This is a genomic window from Streptomyces sp. WAC 01529 (genome assembly GCF_003945545.1).
GTDB classification, from domain to species: domain Bacteria; phylum Actinomycetota; class Actinomycetes; order Streptomycetales; family Streptomycetaceae; genus Streptomyces; species Streptomyces anatolicus.
This window is the reverse complement of sequence record NZ_CP029617.1, coordinates 7,598,442-7,617,917: the sequence shown is the minus strand read 5'-3', so window position 1 is coordinate 7,617,917 and position 19,476 is coordinate 7,598,442. Positions and strand designations below refer to the sequence as shown.

The following is a 19,476-nucleotide window of genomic DNA, read 5'->3' as shown; positions in this document are numbered from 1 at the left end:
GGTCGTCGGATCCTCACCGTTCGTGGTCGTGGTCGTGGCCGCCGGACGCGGCGTCTTCGGAGTCGTGGCCGTCGTACTTGGCGTCTTCGCTGTCGTAGTCGCCGTACGCGGCGTCCTCGCCGTACGCGCCCTGTTCGAGTTCGCTCAGCACCTGCTCCTCCACCAGCTCCGCCAGGGCGGCGACGGTGCGGGAGACCAGGACATCGCGGGGGGTGAGCGTGACGGCGAACGCGTCGTTGGCGCGGGAGGCGATGAGCAGGGCGCGCAGGGAGTCGCCGCCGAGCAGGAAGTAGTCGTCCTCGGCGCCCACGGTGGTCTGGAGGGTCTCCTCCCAGATGGCCGCCACCGCCTCTTCGGTGGGGGTGCGGGGTGCCACGTACGCGGGCCGTTCCCGCTCCTCGTCCGGTGCCGGGGCGGGCAGGGCGGCCCGGTCGGTCTTGCCGTTCTCGGTGAGCGGGAAGCGGTCGAGGACCACGAAGGCGGACGGCACCATGTAGCCGGGCAGTGAGCGCGCGGCCAGTTCCCGCAGTTCCGCCGGGACCGGCGGTTCCGCTTCGGGGGCGGTGAGCAGGTGCGCGACCAGGCGCGGCAGGCCCGGTTCGTCCTCGCGTACGGTCACCACGGCGTCCAGCACGCCCGGATGGCGGACCAGGGTCGCCTCGACCTCGCCCGCCTCGATGCGGTGGCCGCGCAGCTTGAGCTGGTGGTCCGTGCGGCCCAGGTAGTGCAGTTCGCCCGCGCTGTCGCGGCGCACCAGGTCGCCGGTGCGGTACATGCGGGTGCCGGGCGGCCCGAACGGGTCGGCGGTGAAGCGGGTCGCGGTCAGACCGGGGCGGCCGAGGTAGCCGCGCGCCAACGCCGGTCCGCTCAGCCACAGTTCGCCGGTGACGCCGTCGGGGACGGGCCGCAGGCGGGCGTCGAGGACGTAGGCACCGGTGGCGGGCAGCGGCCGGCCGATGGGCGGCGCGCTGCCGTCCGCCGTGAGCGGTGCGGACCAGGTGGCGACGACGGTGGCCTCGGTGGGGCCGTAGGAGTTGACCATGCGGTGGTGCGGTGCCCAGCGGGCGACGAGGTCGGGGCCGCACGCGTCGGCGCCGACGATCAGGGTCTTCAGCTCCGGCAGCGTGCCGGGGGTGTCGGGCGGCAGTGTGGCGAGCGCGGCGGGCGGGAGCAGGGTGTGCGTGATGTGTCCGGCCCGCAGGACGTCGGCGAGTTCGGCGCCGAGCAGCGGTCCCGGCTTGGGGACGACGAGCCGGGCGCCGTGCGGCAGGGACGCGCACAGCTCCAGGACGCTGGCGTCGAAGCTGGGCGTGGCGAAGGCCAGCACCCGGTCTCCCGGGGCGATCTGGTAGTGGGCCGCCTCCGCGGCGCTGAACGCGGCGAGCCCGCGGTGGGTGACGACGACGCCCTTGGGCGTGCCGGTGGAGCCGGAGGTGTAGATGACGTACGCCGCGTCGTCCAGGTCGAGCGGGCGGGTCCGGTCGGCGTCGGTGGGCCGGTGCCCGGGGACGCCGTCCGGCGCGGCGGCGAGCAGGTCGGTGACCTCCTGGGCGTCGAGGGTGAGGGCGGGGGCGGCGTCGCGCAGCATCAGGGCGATCCGCTCCTTCGGGTAGGCCGGGTCGACGGGCAGGAAGGCGGCGCCCGCCTTCGTCACCGCCAGTTGGGCGAGGACCATCTCCGTCGAGCGGGGCAGCAGCAGCGCGACGAGGTCGCCGGGCCCGGTGCCCCGGGCGATGAGCCGGTGTGCGAGCCGGTTGGCGCGCTCCTCCGCCTCGGCGAAGCTCAGTGGCGCACCTCCCGAGCCGCCCCTGTCGAGGGCGTCGAGCGCGTCCAGCGCGGGTGCGGTCGGCCACCGGTCGACGGCGGCCTCGACGAGGGCGGGCAGGGTGGCGGCCGGTACGGGGCCGGTCGCGGGGCGGGCCGGGCCGTGCAGCAGCCGGTCGCGCTGCGCCGACGGCAGGACGTCGATGTCGTCCAGGCGGGTGGTGCCGTCCGAGGCGGCCAGGGCGTCCAGGGTGTGCAGCAGCTGCCCGGCCAGCGCCTCGGCGCCGGTCTCCTCGAAGTACCGCGGGTCGTAGCCGAGTTCGACGGTGAGCCGGTCGCCGGGCGAGACGACCACGGTGAGCGGGTAGTTGGTGGCCTCGCGGGCGTCCAGGTCCCGCAGGGCGAGTCCCTGCGCGCCTGCGGTCGCGTCGCCGACGGGGTAGTTCTCGAAGACCACCAGGCTGTCGAACAGGGCGGTGCCCGGCGGCAGTTCGCCGAGGGCGTGCAGCGTGGTGAGGGGCAGATGGTCGTGGCGGCGGTCCTCGGCGCGGGCCTCCTGGAAGGCACGCAGCCAGGCGCCGCAGTCGGCGCCGCCGTCGACCTCGGTGCGGGCGGGCAGGGTGGTGATGAACAGGCCGGTGATGGTGTCCGCGCCGGGCAGGTCGGCGGGCCGTCCCGAGACGGTGGTGCCGAAGCAGACCTCCCGTTCCCCGCTCCACCGCGCGAGGAGCAGCGCCCAGGCGCCCTGCACCAGGGTGTTGAGGGTGAGGCGGTGGCGGCGGGCGAACTCCTGGAGCCGACTGGTCCGTTCGGTGTCGAGTCGCTGCGAGAGCCAGGTGTCGGAGCGGGCCGTGGCGTCCTGGGCGGGGCGCCGGTCGTACGGCAGCGGGGTCGGGCCGCGCAGACCGGCCAGGGCGGCGCGCCAGTGCTCCCGCGCCTGGTGGGTCTCGCGGGCGGCGAGCCAGGCGGCGTAATCCGCGAACGGCCTGCGTTCGGGCAGGTGGGGCCGTTCGCCGCGGGTGAGGGCGGCGTGCGCGGCCGTGACGTCGGACAGGACGTGGAAGACGCTCCAGCCGTCCAGCAGGACGTGGTGGAAGGTCCACACCACGCGGACCGCGTCCGGGCCGAGCCGGACCAGGGCGAGCCGCATCAGCGGGGCGCTCTCCAGGGCGATGCCCCGGGCCCGCTCGTCGGCGAGCAGCCGCTCCAGCTCCGCTTCGCGCCGGTCCGCCGGGAGCGTGCTCCAGTCGTGTTCGGTGACCGGCAGGGTCACGTCCCGGTGGACCACCTGGAGCGGTACGGGTACGCCGCGCAGCGCGACGGAGGTGCGCAGCACGGGGGTGCGGTCGACGACGTGCTGCCAGGCGGCGGCCAGGGCCCGCGGGTCGTGAGCGCCGTCGGCGACGAACGTGATCTGCTCGACATACAGGCCGTGTTCCGCCTCGTCCAGGCCGTGCATGACCATGCCGGTCTGGGTGGGCGTGAGGGGGTACACATCGGCGACATCCACTCCGTCGCCGACGAGCCGGTCGACGCCCGCCTGGTCCAGTGGGGCGAGCGGGAAGTCGGCGGGGGTACGGCCGCCGGTGCCGGGCTCGGCGCAGTGCCGGACGATCGCGCGCAGTTCGTCGGTCAGCTCGTCCGCCAGCCGGGCGACGGTCTCCCTGCTGTGCACCTCGCGGGAGTACGACCAGGTGAACTCCAGTCGCTCCGCGCTGACTTGGCCCAATACGTCGAGGAGGTAGGGCCGCTGTGCCGAGCGGTCCATGCCACCGGTCAGACCGGCGTGGGGCGTGTGCAGCAGTCCTCCCGGGGTGCCGGTGCGGTCCTGTCGGCCCAGGTAGTTGAAGCAGACCGGCGGCAGGGCGGGCAGCTCACGGCCGGCCGTGGGGTGCAGGAAGCGCAGCGCGCCGTAGCCGAGTCCGCCGTGGGGCATGGCCCGCAGGTTCTCCTTGACGGCCTTCAGTACGGTGCCGGTGTCGGCGTCCCGGGGCACGTCCAGGGCGACGGGGTACATGGCGGTGAACCAGCCGGCGGTCCGGGCGAGGTCGGTGTCCTCGAACAGTTCCTCGCGGCCGTGTCCCTCCAGGGTCACCGCCACCCGGTCCTGTCCGGTCCAGCGGGCCACGACCCGGCCGAGCGCGCACAGCAGGACGTCGTTGACGCGGGTGCGGTACGCGTCCGGCACGTCCTGCAGCAGCCGTCGGGTCTCCTCGGCGTCGAGGGCGACGCTCACGCTCTCCTCGTCGGCGACGGTGTTCGCACCGCCGGGGTGGTCTGCGGGCAGCGCGGCGGAGGCGCCGTCCAGGCCGCGCCAGTGGGCGAGTTCGCCGTCAAAACCGCCCGCCTCGGTGTGCTCGGCGAGCCGCCGCGCCCAGGTCCGGAACGACGTGCTCTTCGGGGCGAGGGCGGGCCGGGTGCCGTCCCGCGAGGCGTCGTAGGCGGCGTCCAGGTCCTCCAGAACCAGTCGCCAGGACACGGCGTCCACGACCAGGTGGTGGGCGGCGAGCAGCAGCACCGGCCGCCCGCCGTCGCCCGGTCGGCACAGCGCGGCCCGCAGCAGCGGCCCATCGGCCAGGTCGAAGTCGGCGCCCAGGGCCGCGGCCACCTCGTCCGGGGCGGTCCGGTCGTGCACCTCCAGGTGTACGTCACCGTCGCCCGGCGGGGTGCCGTACTGCCGCCACCGGCCGTCACCGGTCGGCTCGAAGCGCATCCGCAGCGCGTCGTGATGCTCCAGTACGGCGGAGAGGGCGGCGCGCAGCAGTGCCTCGTCGGGATCCTCGGCCAGCTCGAAGGAGACCGTCTGGCTGAAGTGAGCGGGGTCGCCCGTAAGGGTGTCCAGGAGCCAGTGCTGTACGGGAGTGAGCGGGGCTTCGCCGGTCACCGGCCCCTGCTCGGCGGCGGCCGCGGCGGTGTCGGGCACCGGCTCGGCCACGGCGGCGAGTTGGGCTAGCGTCTGGTGGGTGAAGAGGTGGCGAGGCGTCAGGGCGAGCCCGGCCCGGCGGGCGGCGGAGACGATCTGGATGCCGAGTACGGAGTCACCGCCGAGTGTGAAGTAGTTGTCGTCGGCGCCGACTTCGGGCACGCCGAGCACCTCGCACCAGATGGCCGCGAGGGTCTGCTCGGCCTGCGTACGCGGCGGCCGGCCCCCCGCGCCGGCGGTCGGCGCCGCCCACTCGGGCACGGGCAGCGCCCGCCGGTCGAGCTTGCCGGTCGCCCCCAGCGGCAGCCGCTCCAGCGGCACGACGAGGGCGGGCAGAAGGTGATCGGGGAGACTCCGGGCGAGGAAAGCGCGGAGTTCCCCGGTGTCGGGGAGGGCGGCCGGGGCGGCCGTGTCGCCGGAGTGGCTGGGCGGGACCGCCGTATCGCCGACGGCACCCGCGTCGCCGGAAGCCCCGGGCAGAGCTGCCCCGGCTCCCTCTCCGCCGGAGGACACAGGCAGACCCCCCGCCTGGGGCACCACGTACCCGATCAAGCGCCGATGTCCGCCCTGCTCCACGACACGTGCCGCTGCCGCCGCCACCCCCGGGTGGCGGGCCAACGCCGCTTCCACCTCGCCGAGTTCGATGCGGAAGCCCCGCACCTTGACCTGGTCGTCGCCGCGGCCGAGATAGACGAGGTCGCCGTCGACCGTCCAGCGGACCAGGTCGCCGGTGCGGTACATGCGGCTGGCGGCCGGGCCGAACGGGTCGGGCAGGAACCGGGCGGCGGTCAGGCCGGGGCGGCGCAGGTAGCCGCGGGCGACACCGGTTCCGGCGAGGAACAGTTCACCGGGCGCGCCCACCGGCACCGGACGCATCCGCTCGTCCAGGACGTAGGCGCGGGCGCCGCCGAGCGGTCGGCCGATCGGCGGGTCGCGGTCGGGGTCGGCCGGGTCGCAGGTGAAGGCGGTGGCGTAGACGGTGGCCTCGGTGGGCCCGTAGATGTTGCGCACCTGGCTGCCGGCCACGGCCGCGCGGACCCGGCCGACGGTCCGGGCGGGCAGCCCCTCCCCCGCGAGGACGACGGTGTCCGCGGTGACGTGGACGGCGTCCTCGGCGAGCAGCCGGTCGAGGGCCGAGGGCACCGCGCTGAGCAGTCCGGCCCGCCAGGGCCCGGGGCGTTCGGCGAGGGCGAGCAGGTCGCGGACGATCTCCACGCAGCCGCCGGAGAGCAGCGGCGAGAAGATCTCGAAGACCGACACGTCGAAGTTGAGCGAGGTGGACGCCACCACGTGCTCGAGTCCGCGCCCGGTGAACTCGGCCGCCGCCCAGTCGGTCAGGGCGCGCACCGACGCGTGGCTGACGACGACTCCCTTGGGGCGGCCGGTCGAGCCGGAGGTGTGGATCACGTAGGCCGGGTGCGCGGGCAGCAGGGTCGTGTGGCGTTCGGCGTCGCCGACGGGGGTGTCCGGCAGGCCGGCGCCGGGCTCCTCGTCCAAGGAGTCCAGGAGGATCCGGGTGTACGGCCCCTCGGGCAGTCGGCCCGCGGTCTCGGCGGCCGTGATCACGGCGTCCGGCCGTACGTCCTCGAAGAGGAACGCGACGCGCTCGGCGGGGTACTGCGGGTCGACCGGCAGGTACCCGGCGCCGCTCTTCAGCACCGCGAGGAGCGCCACGACCAGGTCGGCGGTGCGGGGCAGGCAGAGGGCGACGAAGCCCTCGGGTCCGGCACCGGCGGCGATGAGCAGCCGGGCCAGCCTGTTGGAGCGTGCGTCGAGTTCGCGGTAGCTGAGACTGGTGTCGGCGTGGCGGACGGCCGGGGCGTCAGGAGTGCGCTCGGCCTGCCGCCGGAACGCCTCGGGCAGGGTGTCGTACGGCCCCTCGGGCGCGGAGGCGTGCGGAGACTCAGGCACGGGGGCGTACGGAGACTCGGCCACACGCCCGCCGAACCGGGCCACCAGCTCGCGTCCCCCGGCCGGGTCGAGGAGGGCCAGGTCCCCCAGGCGGCACTCCGGCGCGTCGGCCATACCGGTCAGCAGGGCGCGCAGGCTCTCGCCGAGCGCCTGAACCGTGCCTGCGTCGAAGGCGGCCGGGTCGTAGTCCAGGTTCACGGCCAGGCTCCCGCCGGGCGCGACGACCACGCTGAGCGGGTAGTTCGTCGGTTCCAGGTCCCGCTCCCCCTCCATCGCCAGACCGTGCCGGGCCATGGCGCCTTCGTCGAAGGGGTAGTTCTCGAAGACCACGAGGGAGTCGAACAGGCTGGTGCCGCCGGGCACGTCGCTCCACGACTGCACCTGCGCCAGCGAGACGAAGTCGTGGCGCCGGGCCTCCGCCTGGGCGTCCTGCAGCTCGCGCAGCCAGTCGAGGAGCGCGCGCCGCCCGTCGACGCGGGCCCGGACGGGCAGGGTGTTGATGAACAGGCCGACCATCGAGGTGACGCCGGGCATGTCGGCGGGCCGGCCGGAGACGGTCGTACCGAACACCACGTCGTCGCCGCCGCCGTAACGGGACAGGAGCAGCGCCCACGCGCCCTGGACGACCGTGTTGAGGGTCAGTCCGGCCCGCTGGGCGGTCTCCCGCAGCCGGGCCGAGACGTCCGCGCCGAGGGCCATCCGCACGGACTCGGAGGAGGAGGCGCGGTGGGCCTCGGCGGGCCGCCGGTCGCGGGGCAGTTCGGTGGGGGCCTGGAAGCCCGCGAGGGTGGTGCGCCAGTACCGCTCGGCGCACTCGGTGTCCTGCCCGGAGAGCCAGCGCAGGTAGTCGGCGAAGGGCCGCCGGTCGGGCAGGTGCGGCTGGTGTCCCGCGGTCAGGGCGGCGTACCGCTCGCAGACCTCTTCGAAGACCTGGGCCGCGCTCCAGCCGTCGAGCAGGACGTGGTGGAAGGTCCACACCAGCCGGACCCGGTCCGCCGCGAGCCGGATCAGCGTCAGCCGCATCAGCGGCGCGGCGCCCAGATCGACGCCGGCCTCCCGGTCCTCGGCGAGCAGGCGGTCCAGCTCCGGCGCGCCGCGCTCGGCGGACCATCCGGACCAGTCGTGGTGGGTGACGGGCACGGTGGCCCGGTGCCGGACGACCTGGAGGGGTTCCGCGGTCTCCTGCCACACCAGGTGGGTGCGCAGCACCGGGTTGGCGTCGGCGGTGTGCTGCCACGCCTCGGCGAGCGCGTGCGGATCGGTGACGCCGGACAGCACGAGCTGCACTTGGTTGACGTACGTGCGGCTGTCGGCGTCGAGCAGGCTGTGGAAGAGCATGCCGGCCTGCATCGGCGTCAGCGGGTAGATGTCCGCGACGTCCCGGCCGTCCCCGGCGATCCGGTCCACGGCGCCCTGGTCGAGCCGGGCCAGCGGGAAGTCCGAGGGGGTACGGCCGCCCGCGTCCGGCTGGGCGCAGTGCGCGACGATGTCGCCGAGCGCCCGCAGCATGGCGTCGGCCAGCGCGGTGACGGTCTCCTCGCGGTGGCGTCCGGCGCTGTAGTACCAGGTGATCTCCAACTGGTCGTCCTCGACGCGGGCCACGACGTCCAGCAGGTGCGGCCGTTCGGTCTCCGGTGCCTCGGCTCCGCCCAGACCACCGGGCACCGCCCCGACCAGGGTGCCCTCATCGGCGGACCAGTCGAAGCGGCCGAGGTAGTTGAAGCTGATGCCGGGTTCGGGTGTGCCGGTGAGCCGTTGCGCGCGGGCGAGGTGGCGCAGTACGCCGTAGCCGATTCCGCGGTCGGGTACGGCGCGCAGCTGCTCCTTCACCGACTTCAGCGCGGTGCCCCAGGAGCCGGCCGGGACGGACAGCGCGAGGGGGTAGAGCGAGGTGAACCAGCCGACCGTGCGGGACAGGTCGATGTCGTCGAACAGCTGGTCCTCGCGGCCGTGCCCCTCCAGGCCGACGGCGACGGTGTCGCGTCCGGTCCAGTCGCCGAGGGCCCGGCCGAGCGCGGTGAGCAGCACGTCGTCGACGCGGGTGCGGTAGACGCCGGGGACGCGGCGCAGGAGGCCGTCGGTGCGGTCGCGGTCGAGGCGGACGGTGACCTCGCGGACGTCGGCGGTGGTGTTGCCGCCGTCGAGGTCCACGGGCAGCGGGTCGGCGCAGGCGCGGGCGGTGTGCTCCCAGTGGCCGAGCTGCGCGGCGAAGCGGTCGTCGTCGCGCAGCCGGGCGGCCCACTCCCGTACGGAGGTGGTGCGGGCGGGCAGCCGTACGGGTTCGCCGGAGGCGGCCTGCCGGTAGGCGGTCTCCAGGTCTTCGAGCAGGATCCGCCAGGAGACGCCGTCGACCACCAGGTGGTGGGCGACGAGCAGCAGCCGGGCGCTGTCGGCGGCGAACAGCCGGGCGGTGAACAACGGGCCGGTGTCGAGGCTGAGTCCGCTGTGCGCTTCCGCGGTGACGCGCTCCTCGTCCGCCGGGTCGTGCACGTGGAGCAGCTCGGGTATCGGTCCGTCGGCGGCGGCGATGTCCTGCCGCCAGGCGCCCTCCTCGCTGAGGAGGAACTGGGCGCGCAGGGCGTCGTGGTGCGTCCACAGGGCGGTGAGGGCGGTGCGCAGGGCGTCCTGGTCGACGGCGCCGGCCGTCTCGATGACGACGGACTGGTTGAAGAAGGCGGGGTGCGCCGGGTGCGGGTCGAGGAACCAGTGCTGGATCGGCAGGAGTTCCGCCGCTCCGCAGATGGGTTCGGTGCCCGCGACGGCGAGCGCGGCGCCCTCGGTGGCGGCGGCGAGTTCGGCCACGGTGGGGTGCCGGAAGAGGTCACGGGGGCTGAGGGTGAGTCCCGCGGCTCGGGCCCGGGAGACCACCTGGATGCTGAGGATGGAGTCGCCGCCCAGCATGAAGAAGTTGTCGTCCACGCCGACCCGTGCCACGCCGAGCAGTTCGGCCCAGATCCCGGTGAGGACGCGCTCCGCCTCGGTGCGCGGGGCGCGGTGGGCCTGCTCGCCGCCCGCCGCCCACTCGGGGGCGGGCAGCCGTCGCCGGTCGACCTTGCCGTTGGCCGTCAGGGGCAGCTCGGGCACGGTGACGAACGCGGCGGGCAGCATGTAGTCGGGCAGTCCGGCCGCCAGGTGGGCGCGCAGCCCGGCGGCGGAGGGCAGTTCGGCGGCGTGGGACGGCACGAGGTGGGCGGCGAGCCGCTTGCGTCCGCCGTCCTCGTACAGGGAGACGACGGCCTCGGCGACGGCCGGGTGGGCGGTGAGCCGGGCCTCGATCTCGGCGGGTTCGACGCGGAAGCCGCGGATCTTGATCTGGTCGTCCGCGCGGCCGACGAAGTGCAGTTCGCCGTCGGCGCTCCAGCGCACGATGTCGCCGGTGCGGTACATGCGGGTGCCGGGCGGACCGTAGGGGTCGGCGAGGTAGCGGGCGGCGGTCGCGCCGGGCCGCCCCGCGTAGCCCCGGGCCAGTCCGGCACCCGCGATGTACAGCTCGCCGGGGATGCCCGGCGGCTGCGGCTGGAGGGCGCTGTCCAGGACGTATACGCGGGTGTTGTCGAGCGGGCGCCCGATGGGCAGTACGGCGGGCAGCGGGTCGCCGGAGCGGAAGACGCGGCGGGTGGCGAAGGTGGTGGTCTCGGTGGGGCCGTAGCCGTCGACGACGGTCAGGCCGGGGCAGGCGTCGAGGACCCGGCGCACCACCGCGCCCGGCACGGCCTCGCCGCCCGTCCATACCTCGCGGGCTCCGCGCAGGCAGCCGGGGTCCTCCTGGGCGAGCAGGCGGAAGAGGCCCGCGGTCAGCCACAGGCAGCTCACCCGCTGCTCGGTGACGGCGTGCCGGACCTGGGCGGCGTCCAGGTCGGCGGGCGGGGCGAGGACGGCGGTGCCGCCGCGCAGCAGCGGCACCCACACCTCGTAGGTGGCGGCGTCGAAGGCGTGCGGCGAGTGGACGAGGACGCGGTCGTGCCCGGCGAAGGCCCGGTCGAGGGCGAGCGCGGCGACGTCCCGCTGGCGTACGGCGACGCCCTTGGGCGTGCCGGTGGAGCCGGAGGTGAACATCAGGTACTGGACGTTGTCGGGGTGCACGGCCCGGTCGGGCGCGGGGCCGGTGGGGCCGGGGTGACCAGCGGGGCCAGTGGGACCGGTGGGCCCAGAGGCGCCGTCGGCGCGCAGGACGCCGTCGCCCGGCAGCACCTCGTGGGCCGTCGTCTCCCAGGCGGCGTCGGTGAGCAGCAGGCGGGCCCCTGCCTCGGCCAGGGTGCGGCGCAGCCGCTCGGCCGGTGCCCTGCCGTCCAGCGGCACATACACGCCGCCGGTGCGCACGAGCGCCAGCTGGGTGACGATCAGGTCGACGGAACGGTCCATGAGGACGCCGACCGGGTACTCCGGACGTACGCCCGCCCCAGCAAGGCGAGCCGCCAACTGAGAGGCACGGGCGTCGAGTTCACGGTAAGTGAGGTGCGCATCCCCGGCTTCCAGGGCCACGGCGTCGGGAGTGCGGCGCACCTGGGCGGCGAAGAGGTCGGCGACGGTGCTGTCGGGCAGGTCGGTGGCGGTGTCGTTCCAGGCGCGCAGGACCTGTTCGCGGCGGTCCTCGCCGAGCAGCGGCAGCCGGGCGGGCGGGCACGGCGAGGCGGTGGTCATGCCGGTGAGCAGGACGGTGAGGTACTCGGCCATGCGCCCGGCCGTGTCGGCGTCGAACAGCTCGGGGTCGTAGCCGAGGCGCAGGCCCAGCTCCGTGCCCGGGTAAGCGGTGAGGCTCAGCGGGTAGTTGGTGGTCTCGACGCCCTCCAGGCCGCTCAGGCGCAGTCCGTGGGTGGCGGCGAGGTCGTCGTCCACCGGGTAGTTCTCGAAGACGACGATGCTGTCGAAGAGGCCGACGCGCTCGGGGAGTTCGGTGAACGTCTTCATCCGGGTGAGCGGCAGATGGTCGAAGCGCCGGTCCTCGCTCTGGTCCTGCTGGAGGGCGCGCAGCCAGTCGAGCAGGGTGCCGTGGCCGGGGACGGTGACCCGGGTGGGCAGGGTGGTGATGAACAGGCCGGTCATGGCCTCGGCGCCGGGCAGCTCGGCGGGCCGGCCGGAGACGGTGGTGCCGAACACCACGTCGTCGCGGCCCGCCTGGCGGGCGAGGAGCAGCGCCCAGGCGCCCTGCACCAGGGTGTTCAGGGTGAGGCCCGAGGTGCGGGCCAGCTCTTCCAGCGCGCGCGTGTCGGCCGCGGGCAGCGTGCCGTGGACCGCGTGCGTGGACTCGGCGCGGTGGGCCTCGCGCGGCTCGCGGTCGTAGGGCAGCGGCGTGGCCTCGGTCAGGCCGGACAGCCGCCGCCGCCAGTGCCGTTCGGCCGCGTCCCGGTCGCGCCGCCGCAGCCAGGACACGTACTCCCGGTAGGAGGGGCGGTGCGGCAGGGTGGCCGCGTCGGGTCCGGCGTGGTGGGCGAAGACGTCCGAGAGCACCTGGAACATGCTCCAGCCGTCGAGCAGCAGGTGGTGGAAGGACCACACCACGCGCACGGCGGTGTCGGAGACGCGGGCGAGCAGGAGGCGCTGGAGCGGGGCCCGCCCGAGGTCGATGCCGTCGGCGCGGTCCCTGACCAGCAGGTCGTCGAGGCGGGCGCGGCACTCGTCCGCCGTCAGGTCGCGCCAGTCGACGTGGGTGACGGGCACGGCCGCGTGGCGCTCCACCACAAGGAGCGGTTCGGGTACGTCCTGCCAGACGACCCGGCCGCGCAGCACCTCGGTGCGGTCGGTGACGTACTGCCAGGCCGCGGCGAGGGCCGCCGGGTCGGCCACGCCGTCCAGGAGGAACGTCAGCTGCTGGACGTAGACGCCGCTGTCGTCCTGGGACAGGCCGTGGAAGAGCATGCCCGTCTGGGTGGGCGTGAGCGGCAGGACGTCGGCCACCGCGGCCGGGTCGGCGCCGGTGATCCGGTCCACGGCGGCCTGGTCGAGGCGGGCCAGCGGGAAGTCGGACGGGGTCCGCCCGGCGGCGCCCGGGCGGGCGGCGTGCCGGGCCAGGTCGGTGAGCGCGTCACCGAAGCGCCCCGCGAGATCCGCGACCGTGTCCTTGTGGCCCGCGAGGTCAGCGTAGAACCAGGTGAACTCCAGCGCGTCGGCAACGAGTTGGCCGACGACCTCGATGGCGTGCGGGCGCTCGGCCGTCGGGTCGGCGTCCAGTTCCAGGGGGCGTACGGTGCCCCGGTAAAGGCTGTCGGAGTCCTCGGGCGTGTCCATGCGGCCCAGGTAGTTGAAGCTGATCTGCGCGGCCGCGGCGCGCGGCGCCTTCCCGGGACCGGCGAGCCGGAGCAGCACGTCATGGCCGAGGCCGTTGCGGGGTACGGCGCGCAACTGCTCCTTGACCTGCTTCAGTACGGTGTCCCAGTCGGCGTCCTCGGGGACGGCGAGCGCGACGGGGTGCCGGGTCGTGAACCAGCCGACCGTGCGGCTGATGTCCAGCTCGTCGAAGAGTTCCTCGCGGCCGTGCCCCTCGACGTCGACCACCACCCGCTCCCGGCCGCTCCAGCCGCACAGGGCCCGGCCGAGCGCGCCGAGCAGGACGTCGTTGGCCTGGGTGCGGTAGGTGTCGGGCAGGGTGCGCAGCAGGGCCGAGGTCGCCTCGGCGCCGAGGCGCACGGTGAGCGACCGCTGCTCGGCGTAGGTGCCGGGGCCGCCCGTCAGTTCGGCGGGCAGGGCGGGCCCGGACTCGGGGACCGCCGCCGCCCAGTACGCGCGCTCGTCGTCGAAGCCGCCGTCCGCCGCGTGGGCGTTCAGCCTGCGGGCCCACTGCCGCAGCGGCGTGGACTTCGCGGGCAGCGCCGCGGCGCCGTCCTCACCCGCGCGGCGGGCCCGGTAGGCGCGGTCCAGGTCTTCGAGGAGCAGCCGCCAGGAGACCCCGTCGACCACCAGGTGGTGCACGGCGAGGTGCAGCACGAGAGGCGCCTCGGTACCGGCGTCGGCATCGGGGTCGGCGCCGGGCTCATGCAGCACGGCCCGCAGCAGCGGTCCCCGGGTGAGGTCGAACGGGCCGAGGTGCGGGGTGTCCGTCTCCGGGCCGGTGTGGCGGGCCAGTTGGAGGCGGGGTGTCCGCTCGTCGATGTGCCAGCCTGCCGGCTCGCCTCCCGTGAAGCGGGAGCGCAGGGCGTCGTGGTGGGTGACCAGGTCGTTCAGCGCGTCCTCCAGCGCCGCCGGGTCCAGGTCGGCGGGCATGCGGAGGGACAGTGCCTGGGAGAAGTGGCCGGCGCGATCGCCGACGGCGTCGAACAGCCACTGCTGGATGGGGGTCAGGGGGGCCGTGCCGGTGGGCGCCTCCGGTGCGGGCGCGGCTTCGCGCGGACCGGCCGCCGCGTCCGCGCAGTGCGCGAGGGCGGCGACGGTCTGGTGCTGGTAGAGGTTCCGGGAGGTGAGCGGCAGGCCCTCCTGCCGGGCGCGGGCCACCACCTGGATGCTGAGGATCGAGTCGCCGCCGAGTTCGAAGAAGTTGTCGTCGACGCCGATGCGTTCCTCCCGCAGCACCTCCGCCCAGATCCGGGCGAGGGCGCTCTCGGTGGGCGTGCGGGGCGCGACGTGGCGCACCGCGCGCACGGCGGGGCCGGGGCTCGGGAGGCGGCCGCGGTCGAGCTTGCCGTTGGGGTTGAGCGGCAGGGCGTCCAGGACGACGACGGTCGTCGGGACCATGTAGTCGGGCAGCGTACGGCCGAGGTCCCGGCGCACCGCCTCGGGTTCGGTGCGCTGCCCGGGGGCCGGGACGACGTAGCCGACCAGGCGCCGGTTGCCGTCGCCGTCGGTGGCGGCGACGGCCGCCGCCTCCGCCACGCCCGCGCAGCCGCGCAGCGCCTCCTCCACCTCGCCCAGTTCGATACGGAAGCCGCGCACCTTGACCTGCTGGTCCGTGCGGCCCATGTATTCGAGTGCGCCGTCGGGTCGTCGGCGCACCAGGTCGCCGGTGCGGTACATGCGCTCTCCCGGCGCGCCGAACGGGTCGGCTACGAACCGGGCGGCGGTCAGTCCCGGCCGGTTCAGGTAGCCGCGGGCCAGGCCGCCGCCCCCGAGGTACAGCTCGCCGGGGACGCCGACGGGCTGCGGCCGCAGGGCGGTGTCCAGTACGTAGGTGCGCGTGAGCGCCACCGGGTCGCCGATGGGCGGGGCCTGGTCCGGCAGCCGGTCACCGCCGAACCAGGCGGTGGCGTAGACGGTGGCCTCGGTGGGGCCGTAGACGTTGGCGATCCGGCAGCCGGGCATGGCGGCCCGCACGTCCTGCGCGGTCTGCGCGGGCAGGGCCTCTCCGGCGAGGACGACAGTGTCGGCGGTCAGGGGTGCCGTGCCGCCCGCGACGAGGCGGGACACGACGGACGGCACGCCGCTGAGCAGCGTGGCGTGGCGGGGCCCGGTGCCGTCGGCGAGGGCCGGCAGGTCGGCGACCACCTCGACGGTGCCGCCCGCCCCCAGGGGGCAGATCAGTTCGAACACCGAGACGTCGAAGTTGAGGGAGGTGGAGGCGATCACATGGGCAAGGCCGTCGGGCCCGAACCGCTCCCCCGCCCACGCGGCGAGCGCGGCGGCACTGCGGTGGCTGACCACCACGCCCTTGGGGCGGCCGGTGGAACCCGAGGTGTAGATGACGTACGCGGGATGGTCGGGCAGCAGCGGCCGGAGCCGGTCGGCGTCGGTCAGCGCGGTGTCGGCCACGGTGGGGTCGGTCAGCGGCGTGTCGGTCAGCGCGGCGTCGGGCGCGTCCGGCGCGGCGCACTCCTCCAGGAGCAGCGGTACGCACTCCGGGGGCAGCGCGGAGGCGGTCTCGCGGGTGGCGAGAACGAGGGCGGGCCGGGCGTCGTCGAGCATGAGGCGGACCCGCTCGGCGGGGTAGGCCGGGTCGACCGGGAGGTAACCGGCGCCCGAGGCGAGCACCGCCCACAGCACGGGTACGAGGTCGGCGGAGCGCGGCAGACAGAGCGCGACCAGGGTCTCCGGACCCGCGCCGCGCGCGACGAGCAGGCGGGCAAGACGGGAAGCACGCCGGGTGACTTCGGCGTAGTCCAACGTGACCTCGCCGCAGACGACGGCGGTACGGTCCGGGGTCCTGGCCGCTTGTGCGTGGAGCAGGGCGGGCAGCGTGCCGTACTCGTTCTCCCGCACCGCGCGGGCCGGCGGATTCCACCTCTCCACCAGCGTGCGCTGCTCCTCGGCCGCGAGCATGGGCAGTTCGGCCAGCCTGCGGCCCGGGCCGTCCGCCATGCCCTCCAGAAGCCGGTGCAGATGGGCGGTCATCCGGGTCACGGTCGCCGCGTCGAACAGGTCCCTGTTGAACTCCACGGTCAGTACGCAGCCACCATCGGCGTCCGGCGTGAACTCCAGGACCAGGTCGAAGCGGGCGGCGGGGCGGGGCAGCGGGTGTCCGGTGACGCGCAGCCCACCGGCGGTCGGCAGTGCGGGAGAGGCGGTCTGCTGCACGACGAGCACCTGCACCAGCGGGGTGCGGCTCGGGTCGCGGGGCGGGGCCAGCTCCTCCACCACCCGGTCGAAGGGAACCCCGTCGTGGGCGAAGGCGTCGAGCACCGTCGTCCGCATCGTCTCCACGAACCGGTCCACGGTCGCCCGTTCGTCCACGTCGCCGCGGAGCACAACGGTGTTGGCGAAGAAGCCCGGCACGTCCTCCAGGTCCTGGCGGCCCCGCCCGTTGGTGACGGTGCCGAACGCGATGTCCCGCTGTCCCGAGTAGCGGGAGAAGAGCAGCGCGGCGGCGCCCGCGAACAGGGTGAACGCCGTGGTGCCGCGGCCCGCGGCCAGTTGCCGCAGCCGGGACGTCAACTCCGCGGGCAGCACGTGCCGGTGGGTCGCGCCGACGGTGGTGCGCTCGGCGGGACGCGGCCGGTCCGTGGGCAGCTCCAGGTGCTGGAGGCCCGCCAGGTGCCGCTTCCAGTAGGCCAGGTCGGCGGTGTCCGCGTCACCGGCCCGCTGCCGGCGCTCCCAGACGGCGAAGTCCGGGTACTGGACGGCGGGTCGCGCCAGTCCGTCCGGCTCGCCGGTGGCCTCCGCGTGGTAGAGGGCGGCGAGTTCGCGGGTGAGGATGCCGATCGACCAGCCGTCGGTGACGATGTGGTGCTGGGCCAGGAGCAGCAGGTGGTCCTCGGCGGCGAGCCGGACGAGCAGCGCCCGCGTGAGCGGTCCGGCCGCCAGGTCGAAGGGGCGGCCCAGTTCCTCGGTGAGCAGTTCCTCGGCGGCCTCGTCGCGCCGTGCGCCGGGTACGGCGGTGAGATCGGCCGTCCGCAGGGGTACGTCCGGCTCCGGCGCGACACGCTGGACGCCCTGGCCGTCGACGGTGGGGAACGAGGTGCGCAGGGAGTCGTGCCGGGCCGCGAGCCGGAGCAGGGAGCGGTGCAGCGCGTCCGGGTCCAGAGTGCCGCGCAGCCTGAGGGAGACACCGGTGTTGTACTCGGTGCCGCCGTCGGTCAGGTCGTCCAGGTACCAGAGCCGCCGCTGCGCGCTGGACAGGGGAAGCCCGCCCTCGCGAGGGGCCGGCGGGATCGGCTCCGGCGGTGCGGCGGCCGAGGGGTCGGCGAGCAGGGGCGCGAGCGCGGCGATCGTCCGCGCGGTGAACACATCCCGCACGGTCAGCCGGACACCCAGGTCGTCCCGGACGCGGGCGAGTACGCGGGCGGCGAGGATCGACTCACCGCCCAGGTCGAAGAAGTCGTCGGTGACCCCGACTTCCTCGACGCCGAGGGCATCCGCCCAGATCCCGGCGAGGACCCGCTCCTCGGCCGTCCGTGGCGCCACATGCCCGGCCGAGACCGACCGCTCCGGCGCGGGCAGGGCCCGGCGGTCGATCTTGTTCTGGGGGGTGAGCGGCATCCGGTCGAGCACCACGACGGCGGACGGCACCATGTGCGCGGGCAGCACGGCGGCGGTGGCGGCGCGCAGCGCGGCGGGATCGAGGGGGTGCGGGGCGGAGTGGGGGGCGGGGGCGGCAGGGGGGCTGGTGGTGCCGGGGGAACTGGCAGAGCTGACGGGGCCAGCGGGGCTGCCGGGACTGCCCGGGTCAGCGGGGCCAGCGGGACCGGCCTGCGTGGTTGCGGTGACGTACGCGACGAGGCGCTGATGGCCCGGCACATCCTCACGGACCACGACCACCGCCTCGCCGACGGCACCGTCGCCCGCCCGGCGCAACGCCGCCTCGATCTCGCCCGGCTCGATACGGAAGCCGCGGATCTTCACCTGCCGGTCGAGCCGGCCGAGGAACTCCAGCTCTCCCTCGGCGGTCCACCGCACCCGGTCCCCGGTGCGGTACAGACGCGCTCCCGGCGCGCCGAAGGGATCGGCGACGAACCGCGCCGCCGTAAGACCGGGGCGGCCCAGGTAGCCGCGCGCCACCGCGTCGCCGCCCACGAACAACTCGCCGTCCGCGCCGGGCGTCACGGGCCGCATCGCGGCGTCAAGGACGTACACCCGGGTGTGCGGCAGAGCGCCGCCGATGGTCGGCGTACCGCTGCCCGCGGTGAGCGGCCCGGTCCAGGTGGCGACGATGGTGGTCTCGGTCGGACCGTAGGAGTTGATCATCCGGCGGCCCGGTGCCCAGCGGTCCACGAGCCCGGCCGAACACGCCTCGGCGCCCACGATGAGCGTGCGCAGGTGGCGGGCGGTGCCCCGCGCGGGGTCGGGCAGCGACGCCAGCGCGGCGGGCGGGATGAGGGCGTGGGTGATGCGGTGCTCGTCCAGGACCGCGGCGAGTTCGTCGCCCAGCCAGGGCCCGTGCGGCGGTACGACGAGCGTGGCACCGGCCAGGACGGAGACGAACAGCTCCAGTACGGAGGCGTCGAAGCTCGGCGACGAGAACTGGAGCACCCGGTCGCCGGGGCCCACCGCGTACCGTTCGGCGGCGGCCGCGGTGAAGCCGCCGATGCCGCGGTGGGTCACCGTCACGCCCTTGGGGGTGCCGGTGGAACCTGAGGTGTAGATGACGTAGGCCGCGTGGTCGGCGTCGACGCCCGCCGTGTGTCCCGCTATGCCTTCCGGGTCCTCGGCGTCCAGGAGTTCGCCCACCCGGCGCGGATCGTCGAGGGTGAGCGCGGGCGCGGCGTCGGCGAGCATCAGCGCCCGGCGCTCGGCGGGATAGGAGGGGTCCACGGGCAGGAAGGCGGCGCCCGCCCGGGCGACGGCCAGCTCGGCAGCGATCAGCTCCATGGAGCGCGGCAGCACCAGGGCCACCACCCGGTCCGGCCCCGCCCCCCGGCCTGTCAGGTGCGCGGCCAACCGGTCGGTACGGTCGGCCAGTTCACGGTAGGTCCAGGTCCGCCGTCCGTCGGTGAGCGCCGGCGCGTCAGGGGTCCGGGTCACCCAGGTGGTGAACAGCTCGCCGAGCGTCGGATACGCCGGAGCCGCCGCGTTCTCCGGCGCGTCTGCGGTGGGGCCGCCCTGCGACAGGGAGGACGCCGGTGCGGGCTTGTCGTGCAGGTCCGTCATGGGTGAAGTCCTTCTGGAGAGCGGGGCGATGCGGCGCGGGCCACGCGAACGATCCGGGCCTCGCCTCGTGGGCGGTGCGCTGGATCGGACGTGACACACCGAGTGTGCGCGGCGGTGCGGGGTGGTGCCCTGATGCGGAGCGGATGGGATACGGCGGGTGGTGCGGTGGCCGAGGAGGGGCATGGGCCGGTGCCGGAGCCGCGGCTGCGGCGAACGACTCACCGGTCCGGGCAGCGGGTCACCACCGGGACCGCCGGATGAGCCAGAGCGTGCGGTGCCAGCGGACACTGACGGCGCCCCGGACCCCCCGCCCGCAGTAACCCCGACTCCAGGGCCCAAAGGAACCGCTCGGCCCATCGGCCCACGGAACCGGTGCCACACGGCGAGGCGGCTACGCGCATCGACCCCGAGGAACCCGGAACCGACGCACC

Annotated in this window: 1 protein-coding gene; it reads right to left on the bottom strand. The window is 75.1% G+C overall.

What is annotated here, in order from left to right:
• Positions 1-13: 13 nt before the first annotated feature.
• The gene (locus DMA15_RS33715; RefSeq protein ID WP_240660079.1) at positions 14-19,045 is read right to left on the bottom strand and encodes a non-ribosomal peptide synthase/polyketide synthase; all 19,032 of its coding nucleotides are present in this window, start codon (positions 19,043-19,045) and stop codon (positions 14-16) included.
• Positions 19,046-19,476 lie beyond the last annotated feature (431 nt).